Here is a 14627-nt window from a genome sequence, read left to right on the forward strand (position 1 = left end):
AGGGCGGCTTTTGGCATTCTGGAGCGTCCGGGAGGAACTGAGTCAGGAGAACCGGCTGCGTCGGTCGTATTACGAACTGCTGCGGGATGAGATGGATCAGTACATGATCGAATACGGGCTCATCGAATCCTACCGGAATTTCTGCGATCAGGGAGAGGCATACCCATTCGTGGAAAAGCGGGAACTCAAGCCCCGCGCCATCCTCCCTGACGTGGAATACAAATGCCAGAACGCCTTTCTCGTCATCTTCGTGGAAGACACCATACCCGACATTCTCAAGAAGTATATCCGATTTTTCGATGCCAACAAGACCACCAAAGGGAATCTCCTCCGGACGAAAGCCCTTCCCCTGAGCGGTGAGTTCGATCGATATCACAAATACCTGGAATCGGCCCGTTTCACTGATTTTCTGAGGATTCTCCTCCCGGTCGATTACGCGCTTTTGATCCAGCGGGACCCCGCAAGCCGATCCAAAAACCGGTATCTTCTTTCTCATTTCCACGTCCGCATCGACTGGCCCATCGCCGATGCGGCCGAAAACCTCGCCCAACACCTCCGCTACATATCCAAGGATCTCTATGAAAAAGGGGACAAGTACGCCGAGGACATCCAGAAAAAATTTTTCGAATACTACGGGCTGCCGGTCATGGTCGGCGGACGGCGGACCGCCGCGTGCGTGGCCGCCCAGTATCTCCGCCGGATTCCCTGCATCAGCACCATCTACGCCGGGAGCAGCGAATCCCGGGCGCTGATGCGTTTTTCCGAGCGGGGGGTCTCCAAAACGGTGCTGATGAAGTTCTCTGAAGAAGAAATCCGACAGATATCCGAAACCCGAAACATCAATATCCGCTCTTTCAAAAAACATTATGTCACGGCCAGGGAGGGCGGCGGCGGCATCTGCATTTTCCAGGCCTCCTATGCCTACAACAATCCCGCACGACCGCCGGAGGACGGCAAACTCCGGGAGATCAAGCCCGACCTGAACTGGCTCAGCGTTGACGCCCAGCAGGTTCTTCCCAAGCCTGGGGTTCGCCAGTACCCGCCGCTGCCGCTCAACATCATTTATTCCTGATCGCTGCTTTCTTCGGCGCTGTCCGGGGTGTCGTTCCCAAGCGCCAGAATCATGGCGTTTTCATCGCAGTTGGGAAATTGGACACAGGTGATGCAATCGCTCCAGATTTTGAGGGGCAACGCCGCACGGTCAATGGGTACGAACCCGAGCCGCCTGAAGAACCCCGGCCGATAGGTCAGGGTGAATACACGCCGGATGCGGTAACGCCGGGCTTCGTCAAGGGCCTTCTCAGTCAGTCGCGTCCCGATCTTCCGCCCTCCGAACTCGGGCAGGACCGCCAGCGACCGGATCTCCGCCAGGTCTGCCCAGCAAAACTGCAGTGCGCAACACCCGACAATGCCGGCGCCGCCTTCGTCATCCTCGCACACCCAGAAATCCCGAAGATGATCGTAAAGCCGGCTGAGGGGACGCGGCAACAGTTCCCCCTTCAGGCCGTAATACTGAAGCAGGCGGTGGATCCGGGGGACATCATTGATGACGGCTTTTCTGATGATCATTTTCGATACGATGCTCCATAGCAAGGTCGGAACTCAAGGCTTCCGGTTATACGGCCGCGGGTCGGCGGCGCCGCGCTCCTCCGGCCCCGCCGGATCGACGCCGCGATCCCCTTCCATCTCCCCCTTCATGGGAAGACCGAGGTGGTAGGCGGCCGAGGCCAGGGCATGGGCGGTCACCGCCCCGGTCACCAGAAGAAAGAAGACCAGAAAAAGCCCCTTTCCCCATCCCAGGGGGGTGTGGATCACCGCGGCAATCAGCAGAAAGACCACCCCGAAGACCCCGACCTTCCCCGTGGCGTGCAGCCGGGTGTAAACGTCGGGCAGGCGGATGAACCCCAGCACGCCGACTATCGAAAAAAACGTCCCGACGACGACAGCGGCGGCGGCGAGGTATTGAAGGATGTCACTGTCCATGTCCGCTCCTTTAAAACATTTTATCGTCCGCCAGATATTTCGCCAGGGCCACGCTCCCCACGAAGCTCAGCACCGCCAGGGCCAGCGCCACGTCGATATAGACGCTCTGTCGGTAGATGAGGGAAACCAGCACCAGCACCGCCAGGGTCAGTGTGCCCAGGAGGTCGAAGCCGATCAGGCGGTCGACGACGTTCTCACCGCCCCACAGATGTCGCAGGGCGATTCCCATCAGAATAACATGAATCAACAGGGAAATGTATAATATGATATCGAAAACCGGTGTCATATGTCTTCCTTTCCGGCAGGACCCGCTCCCCCGGAAGGTCCCCGTTTCCGGCGCTTCAAAACGCTCTTCAGGGCGGCGACAGAAAGATGCGATGAAGAAGCGCCTCCCGGGTTTTCTGGGCTCGGAAAAGCCCCTCGGCGGCTGCGGAGACGTTCAGACAATGGGTGTACATGACGCCGTCTCTGCCGATGCCCACCACCAACTGTCCGGGCGTGAGCGTGACGGCATGGGCGCTGAGGGCTCTCCCCAGGTCGGACCGGCAATCCGACGGCACCGCCACGATTCCCGGCTGGATGGGCATTTCAGGCGAAAGGACGATTCCGGCCACCTGGATCCCGCTTTTCAGGAGATCAAAACCGAGTATGCCGACGTACTGAACGATTGCCGGGACCGCCGTCAGAAATCCTGTACATTTCCGCTCACCCGACAGACGGGGGAGGAGCGCCATCACCCCTGCGGCAATGGCCGTTCCCAGAATGACGTTGTCCGGTTCCAGATTCGCGGACAACACCAGATACGCCACCAGTAAGGGGATTAAAATCCGCATGTAACAGGTCATCGTTATCCTCCAAGCACCGCCTGGACATAGACCATGGGGGTGGTCATCCATTGAGCGGCATCACCGGCGCAGCGCACCAGGGGCTCGGCCCAGAGGCCCAGCAGGACGACCAATCCGATAAGCAAGGCCGGCGCCAGCAGCCTGTCTCCCACCGGTTTGGCCAAGCCTTCTTCGGACGCCGGCGTCCAGAAGACCCGTTGGAACGCCCGCATGGTATAGACCAGGGTCAACGTCCCTGCGGCACCGATGATGACGAGCATCCCGAATCGATCTTCCGCAGCACCGCTCCGAAACAGGAGCATCTTGCCGATGAAGCCGTTGGTGGGCGGAATCCCGGCCAATCCCATCCCGCCCAGAAAAAAAAGCAGCTTCGCCCCGAAAATCGGACGCCCTATGCCGTCGATCACATTGTAGGCGGCGGATTTGACCGGAGCGCGACTGACCACGGCACCGGCGAGCATCAGCATAGCCGCCTTGATCATACTGTGGTTGACGGCAAAGACCACGGCAGCGGCAAGGGCCATGCGCGTTCCCCAGCCGATGCCCACCAGGATGAACCCCACCTGGGCGATGGTGGAATAGGCGAGCATCCGCTTCAGGTTCCGGGTGCCGGCGGCCGACAGACCGCCGAACAGAATCCCCGCCGCCCCGAGGACCAGAAGAAGGCTTCGGATCGTGGGGGCATGCACGACGAACAGGAGCGTGGTCATCCGAAAAAAACCGTAAACACCGAATTTCACGACCACCGAGGAAAGCATGGCGCTCACGGCGGTGGGGGCGGCCGAATGAAAGTCCGGCTGCCAGAAATGGAAAGGAAACACGGCACTTTTGATCATGAAGACCGCGGTCAACAGACCCACGGCCGGGAGAAGCAACGGTTGCGAAGGGTCGGCCGCAATCCGTCGGGCCAGGTCGGCCATGTTGAGGGTGCCGTAGGCGGCATAGAGACAACCGATCGCCAGCAGCATGAAAAAGGATGCCGTCAGACTCATGTAGTAGTATTTGTAAGCGGCCTCGACCCCGAAGGGATCGTCAGATGCCGCGGTGAGCATCGTTCCGGAGATCACCAGAAGTTCGGCAAAGACGTACATGGTGAAGAGGTCTCCAGTCAGGATGGCCCCGGCCAGACCCGCCGCGAGGGAAAGAAAGAGCGGATGGAAGGCTGGATAACGGACCACGACATCGCGGCTCCCCATGGCGTAAATCACCCCCGTGACCATGACGATGAAGGTCATCACCACGAAGAGTGCCGAGAGCCCGTCACCCACAAGGGCGATGCCGAAGGGCGCCGGCCATCCCCCGACCTGGCAGACCACCGGCGCCCCCCTCTCCCACACCTCGGCGAAAAGCGCAAGACTTCCGGCCAGGGCCCCCGTCATGGCCCCCAGGCTCCAGAACCGCTGAAGACGGGGACGGCTGCGCAGGAGCAGCGCGACGACCCCGCCGGTCAGGGGAATCAGGATAGGGAGAAGCACCAGTTGCGAGGGATTCATCGGGATCCTCCGAAGATTTTTCCCATCAGCGTCATTGCCTGAGGCCGTTCACTTGATCGGCGTCACTCGTCCGGTATCGGCCCGAGATCACGATCATGACGGCGAACATGAAGGCTGTCGCCCCCATGCTGATGACGATGGCCGTGAGAATCAGCGCCTGGGGCAGCGCGTCGCTCGCCGTTCCCGGCGGCGCGTTTACATAAGCCGGCACGAAACCGTCATAAGCCCCGGCGGAAAGGAGAAAGAGATTGACCGCATTGGTCAGGAGGATCAGTCCGATGGCCGAACGGATCAGATTACGCCTCAGAACCTGAAAAATACCGATGCCGAACAACGCCCCGATGGACAAAGCCGTCAGAAATTCCATGCCGCACCTCCCTGCTGCCGAGAAAGAAAATTATTCGTCAGTCGCATCCGTCCCCTCCGAACGCCGTTGGTCTGGGATTCCCAGGGTGTTCACCATGTGGGCGACGCTGCCCACCACGCTCAGGCAGATCGCAAATTCGAAAATCAGCGACGTACCGAGGTGAACACCCCGGGGAAGCGTCATCCCCAGTGCGTGGCCGAAATCGACGCCCGCCAGAAAGCTGCCCTTCACCCCGGCTCCGACGGCGCCGGACAACAGAATGAGCAGAACGCCGATCCCGATGAACAGGGAAGGTTTAAGCCAGGGCAGCATCCGTCGGGTCTCACGGTAACCGAACACCACATACCAGAAACTCACGGCAAGGCTGACGATGACCCCTGCCGTAAATCCGTCGCCGGGCTGGTCGTGGCCGTAAAGGATATGGAGCGCGCCGATGATCATGGCAATGGGCAGGATCAGATAGGCGAGCGTCCGGATGAAGGGGGATACCGGCCGCCCCTGCACGCCGACCCCTACGGCCGTCACCTCCGCCAGATCCCCGCCCGCCCGGGCGAAGGTGTCGTTGTGCTTTTGAGCGGCGTGTCGAAGGAGCATGAAGATGCCGAGGCCGGCGATGCTGAACACGGTGATCTCGAGCAGGGTGTCGAGGGCCCGGAAATCGACGATGACGGCGCCGACAATGCTCTTGGAGCCGGTCAGCGTTTCCGCATTGGCCGTGAAATACGGGGTGAGAACGCTGTCGCGGGGCCTGGCGGAGAGCGCCTCAAAAGTGATGATCATGACGACGAGTCCGCTGAACACGGCCACGAGGGTGTCCCGCACCAAGCCGTAAGGGGTCTGTTTGAACGTGACCTCGTGGGCCGTCCGGCGCTGTCCGAAAGGAATCCGCGTCAAGGCCAGGACAAGGATCACCAGCGTCAGGATATCCACCACGATCTGCACCAGCGCGACGTCGGGCGCCGGTTCCAGCACCAACAGCAGCGCCATCCCCAGGCCGGAGGCTCCCGCCGCCAGAATGGCCCAGAAATCCCGCTGGAGAAAAACACTCCCCAGGGCCGTCCCCACCGTCAGGCCCAGGGCAAAAATCTTCAGGTATAACAATTCTCCCGCAAAATCGAGATGAGGCCAGCGGTGAAACATGTCGGTGACGGGGGGCAGTCGAACACCGCTCAGGCCGAAGACGAGAAGGGCGGTCGCCCCGATGATCGCCGAGAGGTAAAACCGGAGACGACCGACCTGAAGACGGACGGCAAGGCCGGCGGCCGCATCGATGCACCGAAACAGTACTTCATACAGGATGTTCATGGAAAAGCGGCCGCCGATCCGCGCCTGGAACGTTCGAAGCCGTCTGCGGTGAACGAAAAGGATCAGCCCGGTGCCGACCGCCGCCGCCGAGAGCGCCATGGGAACATTCAGCCCGCTCCACATGTGAAGCGACACCTTGACATCGGCGCCGTAGGCCGCACTCGCCGCCCGGGCCAGCAGCAGGGCTTCGGCCTCGGGATCCGGCGAAAGGGCGTCGGACACGGACATCAGGGTCGGGAGGGCCGGCGCCAGCAGCATCAGGATCGGGGCTTCATGCCCCTGAACGGTCGAATCCTTTGGACGGTCCCAGAAAACATCCCATATGAGCATCCCCGCCTGGGCCAATATCAATGCGCCGGCAATCACCGTCGAGGCCGGCAACACCCAGGCCAGGTTTTCGGGAACGGAAGGATGGACGGTAGCGGTCAGAAGGGTCTCCTTGGCGAGAAACCCGAAGAGGGGGGGGAGTCCTGCCATGGATAGAGCGGCCACCAGAGCGATCCCGAAGGTTGCGGGCATCCGTCGCCAAAGCCCGCCCAGGCGGCGGATATCCCGGGTCCCGGTTTCATGATCCAGAATGCCCGCCACCAGAAACAGGGCGCTTTTGTACATGGCATGCGCGGCCACGCCCACGACCATGGCCTTGAAGGCGATGGGGATGTCCTGGCCGATCATCATGGTGAGAATGCCCAGCTGGCAGATGGTCGAGTAGGCCAGCAAGGCCTTGATATCGTTCTGTCTGAAGCCCTGGTAGGCCCCGATGACCATGGTTGTCATGCCGAAGACGGTCAGCAGCCAGAACCACAACTCCGTCTGCCCCAGGACCGGATTCATCCGGGCCATGAGGTATATGCCGGCCTTGACCATGGTGGCCGAGTGCAGATAGGCGCTCGCCGGCGTCGGCGCCGTCATGGCCTGGGGAAGCCAGATATGGAAAGGAAACTGGGCGCTCTTGGTGAACGCCCCCAACAGCGTCAGCCCGAGGACGAGCGGGTACGTGGGGCTCTCTCTCAAGCGGTTTCCCCCTTTCAGAATCACTTCCCACTCGGTACCCCCCGAAAGATCGCCTGCAAGCAGCAGCCCGATCAAAAGGGCGATGCCTCCGGCCCCCGTAATGACGAGAGCCTTGAATCCGCTATTGCGGGCATCGGGGCGGGAGGGATCGTAGGCGATCAGAAGAAAGGAGGTGATGCCGGTCCCTTCCCAGAAGACGAACAGCGTTATCACGTCTCCGGCCATCACCACCCCCAGCATGGCCCCCATGAACAGCAGCAGATAGAAAAAAAATCGCCAGGCCCCCGGATCTCCCTTGAAATACTGCCCCGCGTAAACAATGATCAACACCCCGATAAAGGTGATGATAACGGCGAAGAGCGCGGAAAGGCCGTCGACATAGAAGCCCGACGTCACCCCGATGGACGGGAGCCACGAGAATCGCCAGGTGAGCACGGCGCCCTCCAGAATATCGGGGATCCTCGACAGAACGGCCCCCAGCGCACCCAGGGGCGCCAGCGCCAGGATGCCGCTCATCTGCGGGACCGACACCCTTCGCTTGACGGCGTCGATGCTGAACCCCCCCGCCAGAACGGCCCCCGCCAGGATGAAGGCCAATGAGACGGCCGGGACGATATCGTTCATGTCATTTTCTCCGCGGCATCGCCCTTGCGGACGGGGCCTCAATGGTCAAGTACCGCTAAAACCGATGGAAGATCGTACGGATCCAGTCTTAACGGAATTCGGGGAGGAAATCAAGCCGGCGGGAAACGGATAGGGAAAGCGTTGTCCAAAAGGGTGGGCGGCGAGGTTGAAGACGCCGAAAACGGGCATGACGGAAAAATCGGGACGGATGGATACCCGGCGCCCCAACACAAATGGGGTGATTTTCATCACCCCATTTACGATCGAACGAAAAAGCGAAAACCGGGACGTCGATTAGACGCAGCCGGTCGGCTTCGGCAGACCCGCCATCTTACAGGCGCCCTTGCCCGGACCTGACGGGAAGAGCTCATAGATGTGTTTCAGCTTCATCTTGGTCAGCTTGGAAAGAACCCGGACCATGGGGGCGATACCGTTTTTCTCATAGTATTCTTGGAGGACTTTTACGACCAGGTGATGCTCGTCGGTCAACTCGTCGATACCTTCCTGCTCCTTAACGTACTCGACCCACTCCTGGTTCCACTGCTTGTAATCCGTGATGAAACCATCCTCGTCAACGTCAAATTCTTTGCCTTTAAACTCGATTGTTGCCATTCAAAAAACCCCCTCTTCTAATGTTTGAACGATACTTCAACTCCATATACGTATATGTATATCGCCTGATGGTAATTTTTTATGTAGGATGTTTATATTTATGATTCGGAATTGTCAACATCAAAATTGATTTCAAGAAAATTTAACAAAAAAACCATTACCCTGGACACTAAATTATAGCTTCTTGAAAATATTACAATTCATATTGACATCCATCGTCTGTTCCTATACAAAAAAAGGCGGTCGAAGTCAATAAGAACCCGGCACCCATGCGATTTCCGTGATGGCGCCACCAAAGAGGCGGACCCCATGATCCTTTCGATCCGATCCAATCAGAAAACCGAGCTTATCGACGTCACCGAAGCGGTGCGAAAGGCCGTTGCGGTCGAAAACATCGACAACGGGTTCTGCATGCTCTATGTGCCGCACACGACTGCGGCGGTGACTATCAACGAAAACGCCGACCCCACCGTAAAAGACGATATCCTGATGGTCCTGAACCGGGTGATTCCCTGGGATGCGGCCTACCGCCATCTCGAGGGCAACTCACCGGCCCACGTCAAATCGACTCTGGTGGGGGCTTCCGAGTTGCTGACCATCGAGAACAGTCGCCTGATACTGGGTCGGTGGCAGGGCATATTCTTCTGCGAGTTCGACGGACCGCGAAACCGGAATCTGCATGTCAATTTTCTGAAAGGAGGACACCATGGATGAATCCGCAACGCCTCCGGCGGTACGGCAAACGGGGAATGACGGTATGAACGGTTCGGCGAACAGGTCGATTCCGGGTGCTGAAGCGAATCTCCCGAATACGCCCGTGTCCGATGCGGCGCCGATCGACGAAATGGACGCCACGGATCGCCGGCTCCTGAACCGGATACAATCCGACTTCCCCATATCCCCCAACCCTTATGCCGACATCGGAGCGGAACTGGGCATTCCGGAAGCGGAGGTCATCCGTCGCTTGCGGCGTCTCAAGGCATGCGGCATCATCCGGAGAATCGGCGCCAACTTTTTCCCCCGCAAGCTCGGCTTCGTGAGTACGCTCTGTGCCGCAAAGGTTCCGGAGGACCGGCACGCGCTTTTCGCGGAAACCGTCAATCGTTACCCCGGGGTGACCCACAATTATACACGGGACGGCGACTTCAATGTATGGTTTACCTTTATCGCCCCGTCCATGTCTGAAATCGAAAGGCATCTCCGGGAGATCGTCGATGTCACCGGCGTGAAAGAGATCATCAACCTTCCGGCCACCGCCGTTTACAAGATAAAAGCCCACTTCGATCTCTAGATGAAAGATATTCGCATCGCCGCGGCCATATTCCATTCCGCCGCCCCCGATATCCAGAAAAATATGGAGCGGATGACGGAGATGGTTCTGGCAGCCAGATCCAGGGGGGCCCACCTTATCTGTTTTCCCGAGATGAATATCTGCGGGTACAGCAGCCGCCCCGACATCAAGACCGTCGCGGAAACGGTGCCCGGCCCCGTCAGCGAGGCGATCTCCCGTCTCGCCCGGCGGGAGGACATCGTCATCCTGGCCGGCATGGCCGAAAAGGGGGACAGGGGCGCGCTGTTTGTCAGCCACCTGGCGGCCTTCCCGGACGGCGGGCTCGGCGTCTATCGCAAGGTTCACATCGCGCCGCCCGAGCAGGGGGTCTTTACACCGGGGAATGCGGTACCCGTGTTCGAGTTGGCGGAGATCAGGTTCGGGATTCAGCTCTGCTACGATGCTCATTTTCCCGACCTGTCCACGCTGATGGCCCAGAAAGGTGCCGACGTCATTTTCATGCCTCATGCCTCCCCCCGGGGCACCCCCGAGGAGAAATACCGGTCATGGCGGCGCCACCTGCCGGCACGGGCCTTCGACAACAGCCTCTTTGTCATCGCCTGCAACCAGGCCGGAGAAAACAGCAACGGACTTTATTTTCCGGGAATCGCCCTGGCCATCGATCCTTCCGGCAACATCATCGGAAAAGACCTGAGCGGACGGGAAGGAATGCTCCTGGCCGACCTTTCAGCGGCCGCCATGGAACGGGTTCGCGGCCACAAGATGCGATTCTTTCTGCCCAACCGGCGCCAGGGTCTTTACGAACGGGCTCGAGGCGGCGACTGATCACCGGATTGCTGCAGCGGCGCCCTCCACGGCTTTTGTGTCAGGAGACCAGTCCGCCATGAATTCGCATCGGAAAAAACCGGATATCGTCGTCATCTGCGGCCCGACCGGCATCGGCAAGACCGCGACGGCGATAGCGCTGGCCCGGATCTTCCACGGCGAAATCATCAGCGCCGATTCCATGCAGATCTACCGGCACATGGATATCGGTACGGCGAAACCGACGCCTGAAGAACGAACCGCCGCGCCGCACCACTTGATCGATATCGCGGATCCGGACGAACCGTTCGATGCCGCCCGCTATGCGCGAGAGGCCCGAGCCGTCATCGCGGCGGTGGTCGCCCGGAACGCCCTGCCCATCGTCACCGGCGGCACGGGCCTCTACATCAAATCCCTGACCCAGGGCATCTTCCGCGCCAAACCCGTCGACCCGGCACTCCGCGAACGGCTCAAACAGGAGGTGGACCGGATGGGCGCCCCGGCGCTTCACCGTCGGCTTCAGGAGCGTGACCCCATAACCGCCGGACGGATCCACCCCAACGACGCCTTCAGGATCATTCGGGCCATCGAGATCTTTGAAACGACGGGGAAACCCCTCTCCGACCATCATTCGACGCATCGATTCGGCGAGGCCCCCTTCCGGACCCTCAAAATCGGATTGGAGATGGAACGGTCGGCGCTTTACGAGCGCATCGACCGGCGCGTGGACATTATGCTCGCTATGGGCCTGGCGGCAGAAGTCCGTGGGCTTCTCGAACTGGGATACCCTTCGCAGCTCAAATCCATGAAATCCATCGGATACCGTCACATGGCCGATTTCATCGAAGGACGGACAACCTGGGCCGAAGCCGTGAGAACCCTCAAGCGGGACACCCGAAGGTATGCCAAGCGACAATACACCTGGTTCAGGGCCGACCCCGAAGTGTGGTGGGTGCCGCCCCATGATCTGGAAACGATGCGGAACCGGATCCTCGAATTTTTGACTGAAAGGGGCCGACCCCGGACTCAGGACCAGGCGTGAAAGGGGGAAGCGGTCCGCAGGCTTTCGTAAAGGGCGATGCCCACACTGGTGGAAAGATTGAGGCACCTCACCTCTCGGGTGATGGGGATGTGATACGTGTTGGCGGGATAGCGGGCGAGGATGTCCGGTGACAGGCCCCGGGTCTCGGCGCCGAAAACCAGAAAGAACCGTTGCGGCGGCGTCATGTGCCAGAAAGGCCGCGATCCCTTTTTGGCGAAGAGCGCCATTTCCGCGGAAGACGGTGCGGCGGCCGCCAGGAACTCTTCAAAACACTCCCAGACCGACAACCGAACCCTGGGCCAGTAATCGAGACCCGCCCGCTTCACCTCCCGCTCCGCCAGGGAGAATCCGAGGGGTTTGACCAGGTGGAGGAACGCCCCGGCCCCCAGACAGGTCCTTCCGATATTTCCGGTGTTCCAATGGACCTCCGGCGCTACCAGGACCACATGACGTTCCACTGACGGCGAAGCGGGTGCTTTCGGAGATTGATCCATTCGAGGTTCCGGTCAGGATTCAGGGGTCGAAGCGCCGGAAGGCGTCGACACGGCTTTTCCGCAATGAGGACAGTAGCGGAATTCGGGATGGAGAGCTCTGCCGCAATACCGGCACCGGGCGTTCATCCGATCGACAGCGGCCAGATATTCTTCCCCCATCTCATGGATCTGCCGTTCACATCGCTCGCACATCAAAAACGGTTCCCCCTTCCGGATTCGGACGACAGGAATGAAAAAAAGATTCAACCAATAGTCCACCCGCTTGTGATAGGCCTGGGCCAGACCGCACACCGGACATATCACGGGCTTTTCGTCCAGGACCTTGATCCTTGGCGTGATGCCGCCAATCAGAAAAAACATGCCGTCCTCCCCCCTCACGAGGCCTGGCCTTGGAGATGGTCAGAAATCCCGAGGCTTGCAGATCACTTCCCGAATACGAATGTCGAACATATCCGATTGATTGGCCGGCTTCAGAACCACCGCCGCGTCGGCCCCCTTGCCGGTGCCGCCGACGGCGACGATGTCCCCGCCGGACAGGGCGCCGGCATCCGCCGCCATGATCGAAACCTCCACCGCCACCTTGACCCCCTGGCCAAAGAGCCTCAAGGTGTCGGCAATCAGAAGTGCGGGATAAATGCCCGAGTGTTTGTTGGCGACGGCCCGTTCCACCCCGGAAAGCGCATGAGTGGCCGCCACCACCACAGCGCCCTTTTGGATCAGCGATTTCTTCACATCGGCGGGCATGATACTCTTGAACGGCTCTTTGAACCCGCAGTGATACGTCACCACCACTACCTTGAACCCCTTGAAGATCTCGAGTGCCTTGAATCCGGTCTCCCCTTTCGTGGAAGCCACCACCATCTCCTCGATCCCCAGGGCTTTGCCCCGCTCGTATGCCAGTTCCAAGGTTCTGTCCGTGTTTTCCCTGCCGGGTCTGTCAAACCACATGCATCCTCCTTCATGAAAGTGCCGCGACTCGAAATTTATACTTGATCTAATGCCGCGTTTGTTCCTATTCTATCAATCGGCAATTCCCTGAATAAAAGTGAATCCCCAAAAAGTCAAAGGCATTTTTCATCCGACGACCCCCTCTATGCGGAGGCACGACATGATCATTGATTTTCATGTACACATCTTTTCCGAAAAAATCCGACAGAATCGATCCGCCTTTTTTCCATCGGAACCGGCGTTCAAACTCCTCTACGATTCTCCCAAATCCCGGCTGGTGAGCGCAGAGGACACCCTGCGGATGATGGACGAGGAAGGCGTCGACCGCTCGGTAATCTTCGGCTTCCCCTGGCAGGATGCAGACACCTTCAGAAGAGAGAACGACTACATCATCGAGACGGTCCTGAAATACCCGGACCGGTTCATCGGCCTCGCCTGTTTCGATGCGCTGAACCCGAAGGCGGCCGATGAGACCGAGCGATGCCTTGGCGCCGGGCTGCACGGCGTCGGAGAACTGGCGTTTTACACCTCGGGAATCGACGAGACGTGCATCAGCGCGCTGGAGCCCGTCATGGCCCTCTGCCGCGACCACGACCGCCTGATTCTCATTCACACCAACGAGCCCGTCGGTCACCAATACCCCGGTAAAAGTCCCAACACCCTCGCCCAAATCTATCGGATGATCCAGACCTTTCCCGAAAACAAAATCGTTCTGGCCCACTGGGGCGGCGGCATCTTCTTCTACAACCTCCTGAAACGCGAGGTCAAGGAGACCCTCGGGAACGTCTGGTTCGACACGGCGGCCTCCCCCTTTCTCTATGACATCGACATCTATCCCATGGCGGGTCAGATGGCCGGCCAGGAAAAGATCCTTTTCGGCACCGACTATCCGCTTCTCAAGCCCGGCCGCTATTTCAGCGACATGGATAAAACGGACCTTTCCAGCGAGGATCGGGCCGACATCTGCGGAGAGAATGCCCGAAAACTCCTGGGATTGTAAGCCCCGACGGTGACGGGGGTGCCGTCGTTGAAAAACACGGACAGGCGATCAGGGGAGGTTGGATGGCACCTTTTGAAGGCTTTCGATGAAGGAAAGCATCTTCTGTCGGTGTCGGGGCGGGACCATGAGCGCGCGGATCGGCCGGTTTCGGATGAGGCCTTCGGGCGGGGGGCCAAGGCTGCCCGCCCGATATCGTCGACGGTTATCCGCCGATGCGAAAAAAAGGAGAAGATCGGTCAGGTTGCCGGAATAGCCGTCCCGATCCACATGCTCGAGGTACTGCAGGACCACATTGTTGACCGTCACAATGAACGGATCCATCTCCGCGAAGCCGGTATCATCACACCGAAGTGCCGAAACCATACACCGGCATCCATAGGGGCGCACGGCGTAGACCGGACACTCCCCCTCTTCCAGAAACGGACAGGCACCCCAATCCGGATCGCTCGCTTCTTCCGGGGGATCCTCCCCCCGGATGCAGATTTCCGCCAGAGCGTTGGTCGTCACCCGGGGGATAAACCGGGGCAGGTCGATCGCCCCCCGAAGTTTCTCAAAAAAGTCGGCTCTTCCCTCGTCAACAAGACGGACCGACAGGGCATAGGCTTCAAGGGTGGTCAGGGTGACGTTTCGCGTGCAACATCGGGCGCATCCCTTTCGGCATGCGGTCTCATATTCGGCGATAAACCCCTCGTACACCCGATAGATGTGATCGAGCACCGCCAGTTTTTCTTCAACGCCCATGCATGGACCTCCTTTTTCCGGATTCGTCCATAGCACGGAAAGGCCGCTTTCGGCAAACCAAAGC

18 protein-coding genes are annotated in these 14627 nt (G+C 59.5%); 6 read left to right on the top strand and 12 right to left on the bottom strand.

What is annotated here, in order from left to right:
• The first annotated feature begins 10 nt into the window (after positions 1-10).
• Entirely contained in the window at positions 11-1072 is a 1062-nt protein-coding gene (locus dmul_RS15045; protein WP_020877639.1) for a hypothetical protein, read from the top strand.
• On the opposite strand, the gene dmul_RS15050 is transcribed toward dmul_RS15045, so the two are convergent.
• The 8 genes from dmul_RS15050 to dmul_RS15085 all read right to left on the bottom strand — a co-directional run bounded on the left by dmul_RS15050 (position 1063) and on the right by dmul_RS15085 (position 8243).
• Positions 1063-1569: an N-acetyltransferase gene (locus tag dmul_RS15050; protein ID WP_020877640.1), complete on the bottom strand. Its 507-nt coding sequence runs from the start codon at positions 1567-1569 to the stop codon at positions 1063-1065. The genes dmul_RS15045 and dmul_RS15050 overlap by 10 nt on opposite strands.
• Before the next feature lie 33 nt (positions 1570-1602).
• On the bottom strand, positions 1603-1983 hold the full coding sequence (gene mnhG / locus dmul_RS15055) for a monovalent cation/H(+) antiporter subunit G (RefSeq protein WP_020877641.1): 381 nt from the start codon (positions 1981-1983) through the stop codon (positions 1603-1605).
• A 10-nt stretch (positions 1984-1993) separates the two neighbouring features.
• On the bottom strand, positions 1994-2269 hold the full coding sequence (locus tag dmul_RS15060; protein ID WP_020877642.1) for an MrpF/PhaF family protein: 276 nt from the start codon (positions 2267-2269) through the stop codon (positions 1994-1996).
• Positions 2270-2336: 67 nt separating this feature from the next.
• Complete coding sequence (locus tag dmul_RS15065; RefSeq protein WP_020877643.1) at positions 2337-2828, bottom strand: Na+/H+ antiporter subunit E; 492 nt, start codon at positions 2826-2828, stop codon at positions 2337-2339.
• Between the two features lie 2 nt (positions 2829-2830).
• Positions 2831-4321, bottom strand: coding sequence for a complex I subunit 5 family protein (locus dmul_RS15070; protein WP_020877644.1), 1491 nt, complete (start codon positions 4319-4321; stop codon positions 2831-2833).
• 31 nt (positions 4322-4352) lie between these two features.
• Positions 4353-4688, bottom strand: coding sequence for a sodium:proton antiporter (locus dmul_RS15075; RefSeq protein WP_020877645.1), 336 nt, complete (start codon positions 4686-4688; stop codon positions 4353-4355).
• A 30-nt stretch (positions 4689-4718) separates the two neighbouring features.
• Positions 4719-7631, bottom strand: a complete 2913-nt coding sequence (gene mbhE, locus dmul_RS15080) for a hydrogen gas-evolving membrane-bound hydrogenase subunit E (RefSeq protein ID WP_020877646.1) — start codon at positions 7629-7631, stop codon at positions 4719-4721.
• 294 nt (positions 7632-7925) lie between these two features.
• Positions 7926-8243 (bottom strand): TusE/DsrC/DsvC family sulfur relay protein, encoded by a 318-nt coding sequence (locus tag dmul_RS15085; protein ID WP_020877647.1) that lies wholly within the window; start codon positions 8241-8243, stop codon positions 7926-7928.
• A 309-nt stretch (positions 8244-8552) separates the two neighbouring features.
• Here dmul_RS15085 and dmul_RS15090 point away from each other — a divergent pair, with 309 nt between their 5' ends.
• The 4 genes from dmul_RS15090 to miaA are packed head-to-tail and all read left to right on the top strand — an operon-like array spanning position 8553 to position 11380.
• Complete coding sequence (locus dmul_RS15090) at positions 8553-8957, top strand: secondary thiamine-phosphate synthase enzyme YjbQ (RefSeq protein WP_020877648.1); 405 nt, start codon at positions 8553-8555, stop codon at positions 8955-8957.
• A complete protein-coding gene (gene ahbA / locus dmul_RS15095) occupies positions 8950-9534 on the top strand; it encodes a siroheme decarboxylase subunit alpha (protein WP_020877649.1) in 585 nt (194 codons plus the stop codon). The genes dmul_RS15090 and ahbA overlap by 8 nt, the downstream gene beginning before the upstream one ends.
• On the top strand, positions 9535-10359 hold the full coding sequence (locus tag dmul_RS15100) for a nitrilase-related carbon-nitrogen hydrolase (protein WP_020877650.1): 825 nt from the start codon (positions 9535-9537) through the stop codon (positions 10357-10359).
• Between the two features lie 58 nt (positions 10360-10417).
• Entirely contained in the window at positions 10418-11380 is a 963-nt protein-coding gene (gene miaA / locus dmul_RS15105) for a tRNA (adenosine(37)-N6)-dimethylallyltransferase MiaA (protein WP_020877651.1), read from the top strand.
• Here miaA and dmul_RS15110 read toward each other — a convergent pair.
• From dmul_RS15110 to dmul_RS15120, 3 genes are read right to left on the bottom strand one after another with little or no spacing between them, the layout of a single operon-like run.
• Positions 11365-11874 carry a tRNA (cytidine(34)-2'-O)-methyltransferase gene (locus tag dmul_RS15110; RefSeq protein WP_020877652.1) on the bottom strand — a complete coding sequence of 170 codons (510 nt, stop codon included), beginning with the start codon at positions 11872-11874 and terminating at the stop codon, positions 11365-11367. The genes miaA and dmul_RS15110 overlap by 16 nt on opposite strands.
• 12 nt (positions 11875-11886) lie before the next feature.
• Entirely contained in the window at positions 11887-12234 is a 348-nt protein-coding gene (locus dmul_RS15115) for a zinc ribbon domain-containing protein (protein ID WP_020877653.1), read from the bottom strand.
• Between the two features lie 39 nt (positions 12235-12273).
• The gene (locus dmul_RS15120) at positions 12274-12822 is read right to left on the bottom strand and encodes a pyruvate kinase alpha/beta domain-containing protein (protein WP_020877654.1); all 549 of its coding nucleotides are present in this window, start codon (positions 12820-12822) and stop codon (positions 12274-12276) included.
• Between the two features lie 160 nt (positions 12823-12982).
• On the opposite strand from dmul_RS15120, the gene dmul_RS15125 reads away from it, so the two are divergent.
• Positions 12983-13822 (top strand): amidohydrolase family protein, encoded by an 840-nt coding sequence (locus dmul_RS15125; RefSeq protein ID WP_020877655.1) that lies wholly within the window; start codon positions 12983-12985, stop codon positions 13820-13822.
• A 48-nt stretch (positions 13823-13870) separates the two neighbouring features.
• Here dmul_RS15125 and dmul_RS15130 read toward each other — a convergent pair whose 3' ends face one another.
• On the bottom strand, positions 13871-14563 hold the full coding sequence (locus dmul_RS15130; protein ID WP_020877656.1) for a YkgJ family cysteine cluster protein: 693 nt from the start codon (positions 14561-14563) through the stop codon (positions 13871-13873).
• Positions 14564-14627 lie beyond the last annotated feature (64 nt).

The sequence above is a fragment of the Desulfococcus multivorans genome (assembly GCF_001854245.1).
Classification (GTDB): Bacteria; Desulfobacterota; Desulfobacteria; order Desulfobacterales; family Desulfococcaceae; genus Desulfococcus; species Desulfococcus multivorans.